Annotated in this window: 15 protein-coding genes; 9 read left to right on the forward strand and 6 right to left on the reverse strand. The window is 73.7% G+C overall.

Annotated features, from left to right (window positions below; genetic code table 11):
- Positions 1 to 3 precede the first annotated feature (3 nt).
- The 6 genes from ACGFYP_RS10280 (at position 4) to ACGFYP_RS10305 (ending at position 5,647) form a co-directional block, all read left to right on the forward strand.
- Positions 4 to 1,284 carry an ATP-grasp domain-containing protein gene (locus ACGFYP_RS10280; protein WP_393488749.1) on the forward strand — a complete coding sequence of 427 codons (1,281 nt, stop codon included), beginning with the start codon at positions 4 to 6 and terminating at the stop codon, positions 1,282 to 1,284.
- Positions 1,277 to 2,035: an HAD family hydrolase gene (locus ACGFYP_RS10285; RefSeq protein ID WP_393488751.1), complete on the forward strand. Its 759-nt coding sequence runs from the start codon at positions 1,277 to 1,279 to the stop codon at positions 2,033 to 2,035. Before ACGFYP_RS10280 ends, ACGFYP_RS10285 begins: the two co-directional genes overlap by 8 nt.
- Positions 2,032 to 3,165: a hypothetical protein gene (locus ACGFYP_RS10290; RefSeq protein WP_393488754.1), complete on the forward strand. Its 1,134-nt coding sequence runs from the start codon at positions 2,032 to 2,034 to the stop codon at positions 3,163 to 3,165. Before ACGFYP_RS10285 ends, ACGFYP_RS10290 begins: the two co-directional genes overlap by 4 nt.
- The gene (locus tag ACGFYP_RS10295; protein WP_393488757.1) at positions 3,162 to 3,839 is read left to right on the forward strand and encodes a 4'-phosphopantetheinyl transferase family protein; all 678 of its coding nucleotides are present in this window, start codon (positions 3,162 to 3,164) and stop codon (positions 3,837 to 3,839) included. The genes ACGFYP_RS10290 and ACGFYP_RS10295 overlap by 4 nt, the downstream gene beginning before the upstream one ends.
- Positions 3,836 to 4,834, forward strand: coding sequence for an NAD-dependent epimerase/dehydratase family protein (locus ACGFYP_RS10300; protein WP_393488760.1), 999 nt, complete (start codon positions 3,836 to 3,838; stop codon positions 4,832 to 4,834). Before ACGFYP_RS10295 ends, ACGFYP_RS10300 begins: the two co-directional genes overlap by 4 nt.
- A gap of 117 nt (positions 4,835 to 4,951) precedes the next feature.
- Positions 4,952 to 5,647 (forward strand): pyridoxamine 5'-phosphate oxidase family protein, encoded by a 696-nt coding sequence (locus tag ACGFYP_RS10305; RefSeq protein WP_393488763.1) that lies wholly within the window; start codon positions 4,952 to 4,954, stop codon positions 5,645 to 5,647.
- Between the two features lie 10 nt (positions 5,648 to 5,657).
- On the opposite strand, the gene ACGFYP_RS10310 is transcribed toward ACGFYP_RS10305, so the two are convergent.
- Positions 5,658 to 6,305 (reverse strand): dihydrofolate reductase family protein, encoded by a 648-nt coding sequence (locus ACGFYP_RS10310; protein ID WP_393488766.1) that lies wholly within the window; start codon positions 6,303 to 6,305, stop codon positions 5,658 to 5,660.
- A gap of 50 nt (positions 6,306 to 6,355) precedes the next feature.
- On the reverse strand, positions 6,356 to 6,733 hold the full coding sequence (locus ACGFYP_RS10315) for a hypothetical protein (protein ID WP_393488768.1): 378 nt from the start codon (positions 6,731 to 6,733) through the stop codon (positions 6,356 to 6,358).
- Positions 6,734 to 6,741: 8 nt separating this feature from the next.
- Here ACGFYP_RS10315 and ACGFYP_RS10320 point away from each other — a divergent pair, with 8 nt between their 5' ends.
- A complete protein-coding gene (locus ACGFYP_RS10320; RefSeq protein WP_393488771.1) occupies positions 6,742 to 8,013 on the forward strand; it encodes an MFS transporter in 1,272 nt (423 codons plus the stop codon).
- 68 nt (positions 8,014 to 8,081) lie between these two features.
- Here ACGFYP_RS10320 and ACGFYP_RS10325 read toward each other — a convergent pair whose 3' ends face one another.
- The gene (locus ACGFYP_RS10325) at positions 8,082 to 8,810 is read right to left on the reverse strand and encodes an RNA polymerase subunit sigma-70 (protein ID WP_393488773.1); all 729 of its coding nucleotides are present in this window, start codon (positions 8,808 to 8,810) and stop codon (positions 8,082 to 8,084) included.
- Between the two features lie 78 nt (positions 8,811 to 8,888).
- Positions 8,889 to 9,281, reverse strand: a complete 393-nt coding sequence (locus ACGFYP_RS10330) for a DUF6479 family protein (protein ID WP_393488776.1) — start codon at positions 9,279 to 9,281, stop codon at positions 8,889 to 8,891.
- Between the two features lie 158 nt (positions 9,282 to 9,439).
- On the opposite strand from ACGFYP_RS10330, the gene ACGFYP_RS10335 reads away from it, so the two are divergent.
- Together ACGFYP_RS10335 and ACGFYP_RS10340 are read left to right on the forward strand one after the other, a co-directional pair.
- Entirely contained in the window at positions 9,440 to 9,949 is a 510-nt protein-coding gene (locus ACGFYP_RS10335) for a SigE family RNA polymerase sigma factor (RefSeq protein WP_393488779.1), read from the forward strand.
- Between the two features lie 79 nt (positions 9,950 to 10,028).
- On the forward strand, positions 10,029 to 11,252 hold the full coding sequence (locus ACGFYP_RS10340) for a hypothetical protein (RefSeq protein WP_393488782.1): 1,224 nt from the start codon (positions 10,029 to 10,031) through the stop codon (positions 11,250 to 11,252).
- A gap of 242 nt (positions 11,253 to 11,494) precedes the next feature.
- Here ACGFYP_RS10340 and ACGFYP_RS10345 read toward each other — a convergent pair whose 3' ends face one another.
- Complete coding sequence (locus ACGFYP_RS10345; protein ID WP_393488784.1) at positions 11,495 to 13,201, reverse strand: bifunctional 3'-5' exonuclease/DNA polymerase; 1,707 nt, start codon at positions 13,199 to 13,201, stop codon at positions 11,495 to 11,497.
- A gap of 37 nt (positions 13,202 to 13,238) precedes the next feature.
- Positions 13,239 to 14,483 (reverse strand): hybrid sensor histidine kinase/response regulator transcription factor, encoded by a 1,245-nt coding sequence (locus tag ACGFYP_RS10350; RefSeq protein WP_393488786.1) that lies wholly within the window; start codon positions 14,481 to 14,483, stop codon positions 13,239 to 13,241.
- Between the last annotated feature and the right edge of the window lie 145 nt (positions 14,484 to 14,628).

Here is a 14,628-nt window from a genome sequence, read left to right on the forward strand (position 1 = left end):
CCCATGACCGGTACCGGTACCGACACCACCGGCGGGCTCCGCGAACAGCCCGTCCTCCTCGTCGTCTACGACGCGGGGAGCCTCGCCCCCACCCGCCTCGCCGAGGCCGCCCAAGGGGTGGGCTGCGCGCTCGTGTTCGTCACGGCCGACACCGCGCACGCCCAGGAGATGGTCCCCACCCTGGAGATGGTCGGCACCGTCGTGAACACGGCGGGCCGCACCGAGGCGGAGACCGTGGAGACGCTGCGCGCGCTGGACCCCGCGGGCATCATCACCTTCAGCGAGTTCCAGATCGCGACCACCGTCCGGCTCGCCGAGGCCCTCGGCCTTCGCTACCACCGGCCGGCCGACGTCGAGGCGATCACCCACAAGGACCTGCAGCGGCAGCGGTTCGCCGAAGTCGGCGTGGACAGCGTGCGCTTCCGTACGCTCACCGGGCCCGAGCAGGCGGACGAGGCGATCGCCCATGTCGGACTGCCCGCGATCATCAAGCCGGTGATCGGCGCGTCCAGCCGCAACACCGTCTCCGTCACCACCGCCGAGGAGTGCCGGGCCGTCCTCGACGGGATCTTCGCGGGCTCCGACGGCGGACCGGCCGAGACGGCGGTCATGCTGGAGGAGCTGCTGATCGGGCGGCCGACCCCGGCGCCCTGGGGCGACTACATCGCGGTGGACTGCGTCGCCGACGGCGACGACGTCCGTCCTGTCTTCGTCACCAGCAAGTTCGCGCTCGCGGAGCCCTTCCGCGAGCGCGGCGGCTACGGCGGCTTCTCCGTGGTGCCCGAGGCCGAGGAGCGCGCGGTCCGCGACCTGGCGTGCGCGGCGGTCCGCGCCCTGAACATCCACGGCGTCGCCGACGTCGAGATCAAGCTGACCGCCGAGGGCCCCCGGGTCATCGAGGTCAACGGCAGGCTCGGCGCCTGGGTCGACGACCTCGCGGTCCGCTCCGGCACCTCCGACCCGGCGCACGTCGCCGTCGCGGCGGCCCTCGGCCTCCCGTACGAGACGCCCGAGGTCAAGCGGGGCGGGCCGATCGCCTTCCACTACCTGACGGTGCCGCCCGTCGGGGCCCGCCGGGTGCGCTCCATCCGCAACGTCTCTGCGCTGCGCCGCCTCCCGCGCGTCGACCGGGTCGTCGTGCTCGCCGAGCCGGGCGCCGACGTGGACTGGCGGATCGGCGCGCGCGGCAACACGGCGGCCGTCATCGGCTCCGCCGCGACCCATGAGGAACTGGCCGCGACCGTCGCCGCCATCGAGAGCGTGGACTGGATCGACTATGAGTGAGTTCACCGGAGCGGCCGGACTCGCCGGACCCGCCGGACCCGCCGTCCGCCCCTTCGCCGTCTTCGACCTGGACGGCGTCCTGGTCGACACGCAGGACGCCGAGAACGGCGGGCTCGCCCACGTCGGCGAGTTGATGGGCCTGCGCCTGGACAAGGAGCAGCGCGACGAGCTGTTCTCGGGCAAGAAGATGCAGGAGTGCCTCGACCTGATGGCGGACCTGACGGGGACCGCACCGCCACGGGACGCCATGGCGATCGCCCGCGCCATGTGCGAGGAGCTGATCGGCGACCGGATCGAGCCCATCGACGGCGTCGCGTACGCCCTGGAGCAGCTCGCCGCCGCCCTCGGCGACCGGATGTGCGTGGCCTCCAACAGCCCGCTGGGGATCATGGACAGCCGGCTGCGCAAGGCGGGGATCCTGCGCCACTTCGAGGGCCGGCTCTTCTCCGCGTACGACATCGGCGCCTGGAAGCCCGATCCGAAGCTGTTCCTCTGGGCCGCCGAGCAGTGCGGTGTCACGCCCGACGAGTGCGTCGTGATCGAGGACAGCCCGGTCGGCGTGGACGCCGCCCTGGGCGCAGGGATGCGCGTGCTGCAGTACACCGCCGACCCGGCCGAAGGGCCGCACCGCGAGGGCGCGGTCACCTTCCCCGCCATGCGCCTGTTGCCCCGACTGGTCCTCGAATCACCCCTCATGGCGCCCGTCGCGCCGTCCCTCGCCGCTGCCGCACACCTCGGAGGTACCGCATGAGCAACGCCCGAAAGATCATGGTCCTCGGCGCGGGCGACATCGGCCGCCGCGTCTTCCACGAGCTGGCGCACAGCCCGAACGACCGCCACGTCCAGCTCGTCGGCCGCGACGAGGAGACGGTGCTGCGCGCCGCCAACCTCACCAGATTCTGCAGCGTCCAGCGCGGCTGTACGACCACGGTCAGCCACGCGCAGACCGACATCACGGACGTGGCCCGGACCGCCGAGCGGATATCCGCGTTCGACCCCGACATCATCTTCCTGGCCGTCAGCTACCAGGCCTGGTGGGTCATCTCCACCCTGGAGCAGGACGCCTTCAAGCGGGTGTACGCCGCCAACTTCGGCCCCTGGCTGCCCATGCACCTGGTGCCGGTGATGAAGGCCATGGAGGCCGTCCGGCTCGCCGGCAGCCGCGCCCTCGTCGTCAACGCCGCCTTCCCCGACGCCGTCCACCCCGCGCTCGCCGCGATCGGCCTCTCGCCGGACATCGGCATCGGCAACGTCGCCAACAACGTCCCCGGGATCACCTCGGTCGCCGCCGACGAGCTGGGCCGCTCCACCGCCGACGTCGAGGTGCGCCTGGTCGCCCACCACTACGTCTCGCACCGCCTGTCCCGTACGGGCAACAGCGGCCCCGCCGCCATGGGCCTCGGCATCCGTGTCGACGACAGGGACGTCACCGCCGAGCTCGACGTGGCGGCGCTCCTGAACCGGCTGCCCGCCGAGTACCGCCGCACCGGCGGCCTGCCCGGCCAGACGATGACCGCGTCCTCCGCGCTGAGTGTCCTGGAGCCGCTGGCCGACGAGCGCGACGCGCTCGTCCACGCGCCCGGCGTGGACGGGGCGCTCGGCGGCTACCCGGTGGCCATCGAGAACGGCAAGTTCCGGGCCGTCCTGCCGGACGGCATGACCCCGGAGGAGGCGCACGCGATCAACGTCTCCGGCTCGGTGCAGGACGGCATCGGCGAGATCCGCGCGGACGGCACCGTCGTCTTCGAACCGTCGGCGATGGCGATCCTCGCGGAGGAGATCGGCTACGACTGCCCCGAGATGAAGCTGTCCGAGGCCGAGGGCCGTGCCCAGGAGATCGCCGAGCGCTTCGCGGCGTACCGCGAGCGCACCACGAGGTGACACCGGTTCACCTGCCGCGCGTGTGGCAGTGGCGGGTCTCCGGACACCTCCCGGAGGCCGCCCGCCACGCGCCGGTCCTGGACGCCGCCGAACACGCCAGGCTCGGCGCCCTCCGCGCGGAGGCCGACCGGGACCGGTACCTGGTCGCCCATGTGGCGCTCCGCCGCGTCCTCGGCGAGCGCCTCGGCCTGGCGCCCGCGGCGGTACGGATCGTGCGGCGGCCGTGCACGGACTGCGGCGGCCCGCACGGCCGGCCCGTCGTCGCGGGCGACACCGGCACGCACTTCTCGCTCTCCCACGCCGGTGACCTGGTGGCCGTCGCCGTCGCGGAGGTCGCGGTGGGCGTCGACGTCGAGGAGGTGCCGCCGCCGGACGTGGTCGCGGCGACCGCGCCGACGGTGCTGCACCCCGAGGAGCTCCGCGAACTGGCCGCGCTCCCCGAGGCCGCCCGGCCGGCCGCGTTCGCGCGCTGCTGGACCCGTAAGGAGGCCTGTCTGAAGGCCCTGGGCACCGGCCTGAACACACCGCCGGCCACGGTCCGCGTCGGCACCGGGCTCCGGGCCGTGGCTCTCCCCGGCCGGCACCAGGCCGACGTACCGACGCTGCCGGGGTACGCGGCGGCGGTGGCCACGCACGAGGCCGTGACCGACGATCAGGGAAAGGGATGCACATGAGGCTGTTGCTGCTCGGGGGAACGGACTTCGTGGGCCGCGCGGTCGCCGAGGCCGCGCGCGACCGGGGCTGGGACGTGACCGTGTTCCACCGGGGCGAGCACCCGGCGCCGCCCGGCGTGCGGGTCCTGCGGGGCGACCGCACCGAGCCGGACGGCCTCGACGCGCTCGCCGAAGGCGCGGGGGAGTGGGACGCGGTCGTCGACACCTGGTCGGGCGCACCGCGCACGGTCCGCGACACGGCCCGCCTGCTGGCCGGCCGTGTCGGACGGTACGCCTTCGTCTCCAGCCGCTCGGTGTACGCGTGGCCCGCACCCGCGGGGCTCGACGAGTTCGGACCGCTGGCCGAGGGCGACCCGGACGCCGACGCCACGGACTTCGCCGCCGACAAGCGGGGCGCCGAGCTGGCGGTCGTCCGCGAACTCGGCGCCGAACGCGCGCTCCTGGTCCGCCCCGGCCTGATCCTCGGCCCGCGCGAGAACGCCGGCCGCCTGCCCTGGTGGCTGGCCCGGATCAGCCGCGGCGGCGTGGTCCCCGCGCCGGGGCCGCGCGACACCCCGCTCCAGTACGTCGACGCCCGCGACCTCGCCGACTGGCTCCTGGACGCCCTCGACAAGGGGCTCCACGGCCCGTACAACCTGGTCTCGGAGCCGGGCCGCACCACCATCGGCGAACTGCTCGACCTCTGCGTCCGCGTCACCGGCTCCACGGCCCGCCTGCACTGGGCGACCCCGGAGGAGATCGAGGCGGCCGACGTCTCGCCCTGGACGGACCTCCCCCTGTGGGCACCCCCCGGCACGGACTTCCACGCCGCGATCCACGCGGGCGACGTCACCCGCGCCCTCGCGACGGGCCTCGCCTGCCGACCGGTCGAGGAGACCGTCGCCGACACCTGGGCCTGGCAGCGGGCGGTGCCGGAAGGCGAGTTGAAGACCGCGGCCGGGCTGAGCGAGGAGGCGGAGCGGAAGCTGCCGGCGGCTCGGGACGAAAGACCCTAGGGGCTGTCCGGCAGGTGGGCGGCGGTGGCGGTGCGCGGCCGGAGGACGTAGAAAGCCGGGACGCGTGCCTGCACGATCACGTCACGTTCTGCCATGTTGAGCTACGAAGAGGACACCATGAGCACCGCCTCCGGACAGATACCCGCCGCACCGGACGAACTCGCCCCCACCGAGCGCACCCGCCTCCGCAGGATGCGCCACAAGGGCAGTCACCTGCGCGCCGATCTGGAGGCGGTGCTCGCCGCCGGTTTCCTCTGCCACCTCGGCGTCACCGTCGACGGCACCCCGATGGTGGTGCCCACCGTCTACGGAACGGAGGGCGACCGCCTCTACCTCCACGGATCGGTCGCCAGCCGCAGCCTGGTCCAGGCGCCCGACGCCACCGTCTGTGTGACCGTGACGCACGTCGACGGGCTCGTCCTCGCCCGGTCCGTCTTCGAGCACGGCGTCAACTACCGGTGCGCGATGATCTACGGCGTTCCGCGCGAGGTGACCGACCCGGAGGAGAAGCTGCGCGGCCTTCGGGCGCTCACCGAGCAGAGCGCGCCGGGCCAGTGGGAGTACGCCCGGCAGCCCAGCCGGAAGGAGCTGGCGGCCACCTCGCTGCTCGCGCTCGACCTCACCGAGGCGTCGGTGAAGATCGCCTCGGGCCCGCCGGACGACGGCGAAGGCCCGGACGCGGAACTGGGCCTGTGGGCCGGGGTCCTCCCGGTCGTCACGACCTTCGGTACCCCGATCCCGGACCCCGTGCTTCCGGCGGGCGTCGAACCTCCGGCGCACATCGCCGACCGCGCGGGGAGCCACCTCGGCTGAGGCCCAGGGCTCACTTGCGCCAGAACAGGTGGTGCCTGACGCCGCTGGGGCTGGGCACGACCTCCAGGTGGAACCGGTCGAGGAGCTCGTCCGGCGACTCCCAGAGCCGTGAGCCCGACCCGAGCTCCACGCTGTCCGAGACCGCCACGTGCAGGGTGTCCACGAGGTCGGCGTCGAGGAACTCCCGGATCGTGGCGGCGCCGCCGCCGAGCCGGACGTCCTTGCCCTCCGCCGCGTCCCGGGCCCGCGCGAGGACCGCGGCCGGGTCGGCGTCCACGAAGTGGAACGTGGTGTCGGAGAGCGTGAAGGACGGACGCAGATGGTGGGTCATCACGAACACCGGGGTGTGGAACGGCGGTTCGTCGCCCCACCATCCCTGCCAGTCCAGGTCCTGCCAGGGCCCGCGCTGCGGCCCGAACTTGTTCCGGCCCATGATCTCCGCGCCGATGTTGTTCGCGAAGTCGCGGGTGAAGTAGTCGTCGAGACCCCGGGTCCCCCCGGGGTCCGTGCGGTTCGGCCAGCTCGCGGTGGCGCCGGCCCAGGCGAACATGGTCCCGGGATCGGCGTGACCGAAGGGCCTTTCGAGGCTCTGGTTCTCACCGGCGCCGAATCCGTCGCGCGAGACGTTGAAGTTCATGACTCTGAGCAGCTGATCCACGGGTCTCCTCCTGAGGCTGTCGAAGGGGAGACTGCCCGGACGGGGGCAACTCATCGCCACAGGGGGGCTCGGGTCACCGGATGGGCGTACCGGCGCGGTGGGAGGGACGACAGTTCAGTACTGCTGAACTGTCGTTGTAGAACTATTCGCTTGTGCTGTCGCGTCGGGGTGGGGCAGGTTCGCAGACATGCGCTCCGACCAGGCCGCCCCGTCCGATCCCCCTGATCCACCGGCTTCGCCAGCTCCACCGGCTTCGCCAGCTCCACCGGCTTCGCCAGCTCCACCGGCTTCGCCAGCTCCACCGGCTTCGCCAGCTCCACCGGCTTCGCCAGCTCAACCGGCTCCACCCGCTCAACCTTCTTCACCGGCTCCGCCCGCTCCACCCGCTCCACCCGCTTCACCTGTGCGATCGGCGCGATCCGGCTCACCCTGGCGCGTGGCCGACTTCCGTACGCTCTTCTCCGCGGCCGTCCTGAGCCAGCTCGGCACGAACGTCGGATACGTCGCCGTTCCGCTGATCGCCGTCGAGGCGCTGGACGCGAGCCCCGGCGAGGTCGGGGCGCTCGCCACCCTCTCCACGCTCGCCTTCCTGCTCATCGGCCTCCCCGCCGGCGCCTGGGTGGACCGGCTGCCGCAGCGCCGCGTGCTGATCGCGGCGGACACGGCCCGCGGACTGCTCTTCGCCTCCGTGCCCGTCGCCTGGTGGTGCGACGCCCTCACCCTCGGCCAGCTCTACGCCGTCGTCCTCCTCAGTGGCTGCGCGACCGTCTTCTACGACGTCACGGGCCAGAGCATCCTGCCCCGGTTCGTCGGCCGCGACGGACTCGTCCAGGCCAACGCGGCCATGGTGAGCCTGATGGCCGTCACGAACGTGGCCGGGCGCGGCGCGGGCGGCGGCCTGGTCCAGCTGCTCACCGCCCCGCTCGCGGTGGCGGGCACGGCGGTGAGCCATCTGGCCTCCGCCGTACGGCTGTTGTGGCTGAAGGAGGAGGCGGCTGCGCCCGCCGCGCCCGGTCGGCGGGCGCGGGAGCCGTTGCGCGCGCAGATCGGCGCGGGCGTACGGCACGTCCTCGGGAACAGGGAGTTGCGGGCGCTCGCCCTGTCCGCCTCGCTCACCAACCTCGGCTCGCAGATCCTCAACACGATGATGCCGGTGCTCTTCATCCGCGAACTCGGGCTCTCTGCCGGTGTCCTCGGCGTCTACTGGGCCGCCGGCGGCCTCGGCCTGCTGCTCGGCGCCCGCTGCGCCCGCGCCGTGGCGGCCCGCCTCGGCTACGGCCGCACCCTGGGCCTCGCCGGTCTCGTCCTCGCCCCCGCCGGCCTCCTCGTCCCGCTCGTCGGGCACGGCCCGTGGCTGTGGATCGCGGGTGTGGGGTGGCTGCTCGCGATGTTCAAGACCGGGATGGACAACGTCCTCGGCGTCAGCCTGCGCCAGCGGATGACCCCGGACGGGCTGCTCGGCCGTATGAACGCGACCTTCCGTTTCCTGCTGACCGGGGCCCTGGCGGTCGGCGCCGCCGTCTCCGGTCTCCTCGGCGAGCTGGTCGGCGTCCACGTCACCCTGTGGGTGGGCGGCGCGCTGCTCGCCACCGCGTTCCTGCCGGTGTTCCTCTCGCCGGTAACGGCCCGGCGCACGCTCCCGGCGGAGGCGACCGAACCCGTCACCGTACGACCGGCGGAGGAACGCCGTCCCGTACGGGAAGGGTGAGCGGGCCCGTACGGGAGGGTCGACCGGGCCTGTACGGGAGGAGGGGTGATCGGGCCGGGCTCGGGGCCTCAGTCGCCCAGCACCTGCACGTCCAGACGGCCGAGATGCTCCGGGTCCATCAGGACGTCGACCGCCGTCACGCGCCCGTCGATCACCGTGAAGGCCGTCACCACCGTCGCACCCGCCACCGTGCCCACAAGGCCCGCCGCGCCGTCGATGAGCGCCGGGCGGGCCGTCCGCGCCCGGTCGGCGAGCCGTTCCGAGACCGCCTGCGCCCCGTGGGCGGTCGTCGCCCCGGCCCGTGCCGCGTCCGCGTCGCCGCGCAGCAGCACGTCCGGGTCGAGGAGCGCGCGCACCGCGTCGGAGTCCCCGTCGCGCGCGGCGGCGTGCAGCGCGGCCACGACCTCCTGCTGGCGCGGCAGGTCCGGCTCGGGCATCTCCTCCGTACCCCGTACGCGGGTGGCCGCCCGGCTCACCAGCTGCCGGGTGGCCGCAGGGGTGCGGTCCACGACCGGCGCGATCCGGTCGATCGGCACCGCGAACATGTCGTGAAGGACGAACGCCACCCGCTCGGCGGGTGTCAGCGTCTCCAGGGCGGCGAACTCGCGGGGCTCGTCCGCGGCCCACGGGTCCCAGGGGTCGCGGCGCAGCGCCTCACGCGCCCGCAGCATGCCCAGACAGACCCGCGCGACATCGACGTCCGTGGTCGCTTCCCGTACGGCCAGGTCCGCCTCGGCGGAGGAACCCAGCAGCCGGTACGCGATCGCCCGTGACCGGGACTCCTGCTCCCCGATCAAGGACGATGCGCGACCGTCATGACCCACCGCGTGATCGACCACCTGTGCGCCTCTGCCTCTGCCTCATCCGTAGCCGTGTCAGTCGCCGTGACCCGTCCCGCCGCTGCCGAAGCCGCCGCTGGAGATCCCGCCCCACTTGCGCTTCTCCTCGCTCGGCGGGTCGGGCGAGGTCTCCGTGCCGCCACCGTGCTTCAGCTCGTACGGCATGAGGCGGTGCTCGCCGTCGGTGCGGGGCATCTCCTCCGGCCTGCGGTACTCGGACGTCTCGCCCGGCAGGCCGCCCTCGGGCCGGTGCGGCTGCTCATCGGGGTCGGGCGTCGGGGACTCCTTGTCCCGGATCCTCATCCCCAGCCAGAACGCACCGATCAGTACGGCGACCACGACGAGGCCGCCGAGAACCTGGGCCAGTCCGGACTGCCAGACACCGGCCGCCGTCGTGACCCCTGCGGAATCCACGAGAAAACCGTTCATGTTCCAGAGATACCCAATCTGAGCAATCTAGGACATTCGGGAGCCTTCGAACTCGTAGGAACCTCGCACGAACCACGAACACATCTCATGTGAAACATTTCCCGGGGCCCGTCGCGTCATGGAGGTGTAGGGCGGTCACCGCGACGGAGGGGAGGGACATGAGACAGTCCCGCGCGGACGAGTTCCTGGAGTTCGCAGCCGCCAGGACGGGCCATCTGTACCGGTCGGCATGCCTGCTGACCAGCGGGGACACCCATCTCGCCGAGGACCTGGTGCAGGAGACGCTGGGCCGGATGTACGCGCTGTGGGGGCGCGTCCACCGGATCGGCAACCCGGCCGGGTACGCGCAGACCGTCCTGGTCCGTACGTTCCTCAGCCACCGGCGGCGACGCTCGGCGACCGAGCGGCCACTGGGCGAGCTGCCCGACCGGGCCCCGGAGGGCGGCATCGACCTGACGCTGCGGATCGCCCTGCTCGACGCGCTGGCGGCGCTCGCGCCCAAGGACCGGGCGGTGGTGGTGCTGCGGTACTGGGAGGACCGCAGCGTCGAGGAGACGGCCGACGTGCTCCATGTGAGCTCGGCGGCGGTCCGCACCCGCTCCTCCCGGGCGCTCGCCAAGCTCCGGGAGCGGCTCGGCGGCAGCATCGTCGACTTCGCCCGCCGCTGACCAGGCGTTCCAGGCGCTTCAGGCAATTCGCAAGCTTCCTTTTCTTCTTTCACTCATGGACCGGAGACGGTGATTCGGCATGCCTCTGAACGAGGGACACGACGGTTTCGAGGACGAGCTCGGTGAGGCCCTGCGCCGTACCGGCGACGGTTTCGCCACCGAGGACGGCCGCGAGCTGGTGGCCGGCGGCCTGACCCGCGGCAGGCGCCGGGTGAAGCGCCGCCGGGCGACCGCGGTGATCAGCGGGGTGGCGGCCTTCGCCGTGGTGGGCGTCGGCGGGGTGTACGCCGGTGACCTGCTGGGTTCGGGCAAGGGTTCGGGCAAGGAGACCGAGGGCTCCTCCGTCGCCGCGCCGAAGGGGGAGGGCGGGACCGAGGGGGACGCGGCGTCCGTCCTCAAGGCGAACACCCCGGCCGGCACCTGGACCATCAGCGACAGCGGCGCCCTGTCCGTCGCCGGCGTCTACGACGACGGCAAGGGCGCGGCGGGCGTCACCGTCGGCCTCTACCGGGCGGGGAAGAGCGAGGAGGCCGGCGCGGGCCAGGTGACGTGCCCCGACCAGGCGTACGTGCCGCACGACGCCTGCACCAGCGACAAGCTGCCGAACGGCGACCGGCTGATGGTCCTGCAGGGGTACGAGTACCCGGACCGGCGCACGGACACGAAGACCTGGCGGGCGGTCCTGCTCACGAAGGACGGGTTCCTGGTCGACGCGAGCGAGTCCAACGCGCCCGGCGCGAAGGACTCCTCCGTCACCCGCACCGACCCGCCCTTCAGCCCCGCACAGCTGAAGACGCTGGTCACGGCCTCCGGCTGGCGGCCGCTGCTCGAACGGCTGCCGGTGCCTCCGGGGACGAAGCCCACCGCACCGCCGGTGGTGGACGGCGCGGACGTCCGGGCGACCCTGCGCTCGCTGCTGCCCGAGGGCCTGTCGGTGGTCTCCGGCGGCGGGCAGGACGAGTTCGCGTACGTCGTCGTGAACGACGGCAAGGGCAAGAGCCTCGTCCAGATCAACGTGCAGAACCACATGGAGGATGTCGCCGACCGGCTCATCGCCGGTGGGACGAAGCTGCCCGACGGGCGCCTGGTGATGGTGACCGAGGAGCCCGGTGAGAAGGGCGGCGCGGGCGTGCTGGCCTGGACGGCCGACACCCTGACGCCGTCGGGCTTCCGGGTCGTGATCTCCGCGTACAACACGGGCGCCCAGCACGACGCCGCGACGCGCACGAAGCCCGCGCTGACGAAGGACCAGCTCAAGACGATCGCGCTCAGCCTGAGGTGGTCGAAGTTCGAGGCGAAGTAGCCCAAGGGGGCGGGGCAGGCAGGGGTGGCGGGGCCGTACGGGACGGCCCCGCCCCACAGCCACGCCCCCGCCGACCGACCTGCAGGGCCTGCCGCCAGGCGCGCCCCTGAACGCGGCCCGCGCGTGCCCCGGAAGGGGGCGGGCGTGCTCCTGAACGGGGCGGCGCGTGCTCCCGAACAGGGCCCGTGCGTGCTCCCGAACGGGGCCCGTGCGTGCTCCCGAACGGGGCGGCGAGGGCCGCGTCACTTCGCGTCGGCGTACCGCTCCACCGTCGCCGTCGTGAACGGGAACCGCACCGGCGTGTGGCCGAAGGCGATGCGGCCCGCCTCGTCCCCGGCCGCGCGGATCGCCTCCGTCACCGCCTCCGCCTCCTCCGCCGGACAGTGCACGATCACCTCGTCGTGCTGGAAGAAGACCAGCTCGGCCCGCATCCCCGCCGTGGCGCGGCGCAACGCGGCGAGCATCAGCAGCGCCCAGTCGGCCGCGCTGCCCTGGACGACGAAGTTACGGGTGAACCGGCCGCGCGCCCGGGCGTTGCCGGAGGCGTACCCCGGGGTGAACTCGCCCTCCCCGCCGCCTGGTTCGGACTCGCCGCCCCCGCCCTCCTGGGGGATGCCCGCCTCCTCGGCCTCGGCCGCGCCGACGGCTCTCGGGCTGGTCCTGCCGAGCCAGGTCCGGACGAGCAGGCCGTCCTCGCCGGCCTTCGCCGCGTCGTCGACGTAGGCCACCGCGCGCGGGAAGCGGCGGCGCAGCGCGGCCAGGTTCTTCAGGCCGTCGCCGCTGGTCTGCCCGTAGATCGCGCCGAGCAGGGCGATCTTGGCGTGGTCGCGGTCGCCGGAGAACGCCCGGTCCGACAGCCGGCGGTACAGGTCGTCGGGGTGCCCGGCGACCTCCATCAGGCCGGGGTCGCGGGAGATCGCGGCGAGGACCCGGGGCTCCATCTGGTCGGCGTCGGCGACCACGAGCCGCCAGCCGTCGTCGGCGACCACGGCCCGCCGGATGACCTTGGGGATCTGCAGGGCGCCGCCGCCGTTGGTGGTCCAGCGGCCGCTGACGGTGCCCCCGGGCAGGTATTCGGGCCGGAAGCGGCCGTCGCGCACCCAGTCCTGGAGCCAGGACCAGCCGTGCGCGGTCCAGATCCGGTACAGCTTCTTGTACGCGACGAGGGGCGCGACAGCGGGGTGGTCGATCTCCTCAAGCTCCCAGCGGCGGGTGGACCGCAACCGGATCCCGGCCTGGGCGAAGGCCTTGACGACGTCGGCGGGCAGGTCGGGGCGGACGCGGCGGCCGAAGGCGGCGGAGACCTCGTCGGCGAGCTCGGCGAGGCGCCGGGGCTCGCCCCCGCCCGCGTACCGCTCGCCGAGCAGCTCGTGCAGGAGCTCGCGGTGCACGTCGGCACGCCAGGGCAGCCCGGCCCGGTGCATCTCGGCCGCGACGAGCATGCCCGCGGACTCGGCGGCGGTGAGCAGCCGCATCCGCCCCGGGTGCTCGGTCCGGTCGTGGCGGGCGTGCTGCTCCGCGTAGACGGCGAGGAGGTCCTCGAAGGAGACGGCCGCGGCGCTGGGTCTGGCCTCGAAGAGGGAGTCCTGCGAGCCGGGCTCGGCGGCCCGCTGGGGCGGATCGGGCGGTACGGGAGCGTTCCGCAGGCGCGCGAGGGCGGCGGCCGCGGACCGGGGCTCCCCGAGCCGCCCCTCGTGGCCGAGCAGCAGCCCTTCGGCGACCTCGATGTCGTAACACCGCTCGACGCGAACCCCGGCGGCGAGCAGCCGGGGGTGGACCTCGGCGGTGGACCGCCACACCCAGCGGGCGACGTCGGGCCGGGAGCGGACGGCCTCGACGAGGTCCGGCTCGCGCAGGACGGGTCCGGCGGGCAGCGCGTCGGGGCCGAGGGGGACGAGCCGTGCTCCGTCCCCCTCCGCCTCGGCGGCCAGCGCCCACCTCTCGCTCATGGGTGCGAGTCTGGCACCCACCACTGACAGCGCCCGGTTACGCCGCTCTGTGGAAGAGCGCGGCGGCCTCCCCCCGCGACGCCACCCCGAGCTTGGTCAGGATGTTGGCGACGTGGAACTTCACGGTGGACTCGCTGATGTGCAGCGCGGCGGCGATCTGCCGGTTGCGGTGGCCGAGGGCGAGGTGGGTGAGGACCTCCAGCTCCCGTCCGCCGAGGCCGGTGAGCGGGTCGACGGCGGCGACCGGGGCGTCGGGGGTGGCCAGCGGGAGGGTTGCCGTGATCGTCGTACCCCAGCCGGGGACGGCGTCGATCTCCAGGCGCCCGCCGAGGACCTCGAGGCGGTCGATGATGCTGCCGGCGCCCATGTCGCAGTCGGCGAGGGTGCCCGGCCCGTCGTCCCGCAGGGTGGCCCGCAGCTCGTGCTCGGTGACCTGCCAGCTGATGTGGACCCGGCCCACGGACTCCTGTTCCAGGACGACGAGCAGCAGCGCGCGGACGATGGCCCGGGCGCCGTGGGCCACGTCCGCCGCCAGGGTGCGGGGGGTGGCAGGGGGGCCGAGTTCGAGCCGTACGGGGCTGTGCCGGAGCATCGTCCGCAGTCCGTCCGCGAGCCGCTCGAAGGCCTCGTGGGCCGGTTCCCCGGCGAGCGAGCGGTCCCGCTTCGACTCGGACCGCATCTGGATCAGCGCGTTGACGGCGAGGTCGGTGGCGGTGGTCCGGGCGGACGTGTCGTCGAGGGCGCGGCTGCGGAGCACCCCGAGGATCCCGGAGAGCGCGGAGGAGTGAGCCGTCGTGAGCTCGGCGATCACGCGGGCCCGGGTGTCGGCGGCGGCCCGCGAACGGGCCAGGGCACCGGGCATCGCCTCGACCGCGAACCGGTCGAAGTGACTGGTCACCAGGTCCCAGAGGGCCTGCGCGACGGCGAGGACCTCGTCGGGCACGGGCGCGGTGCCGTCCTCCCGTACGAGGACGAGGACGGAACGCCGCGCGGTCGCGTCGCTGGTGACGGCGACGACCTCGCGCTCCTCGCCGTGGACGACCGCGGTGCCCTGCCAGGGGCTGCCGGGGGTGCCGGAGGCGAGCAGCGGGGTGAGCTCGGCGGCGCTGGGGACGGCGGACTCGCCGACGCTCTTGTAGGGCGAGTGGGCGCAGTGGGTGGCGAGTTCGGCGGCCGCCCGGTGGGGGATCAGCGGGCCGAGGACGGCCGAGAGCCGGGGCAGGATCTGGCCGAGCGGCTGCCGGACGATCTCGTACGCGGAGTTGAGCGTGTGCGCGTCCATAGGGGCCAGCGTAGTGAGGGATTGAGGGAGCCGACCTGTCCTTTCGACCAGCGGGGACTCCCCATTGGGAGGGCGGGAGAGGAGGTGAAGGACCGACAGTCTGACGCCATGAAGTCGGACAACGAACGAGGGTCTGTGGAGGCCG

The organism is Streptomyces sp. NPDC048370 (assembly GCF_043200825.1).
GTDB lineage: Bacteria > Actinomycetota > Actinomycetes > Streptomycetales > Streptomycetaceae > Streptomyces.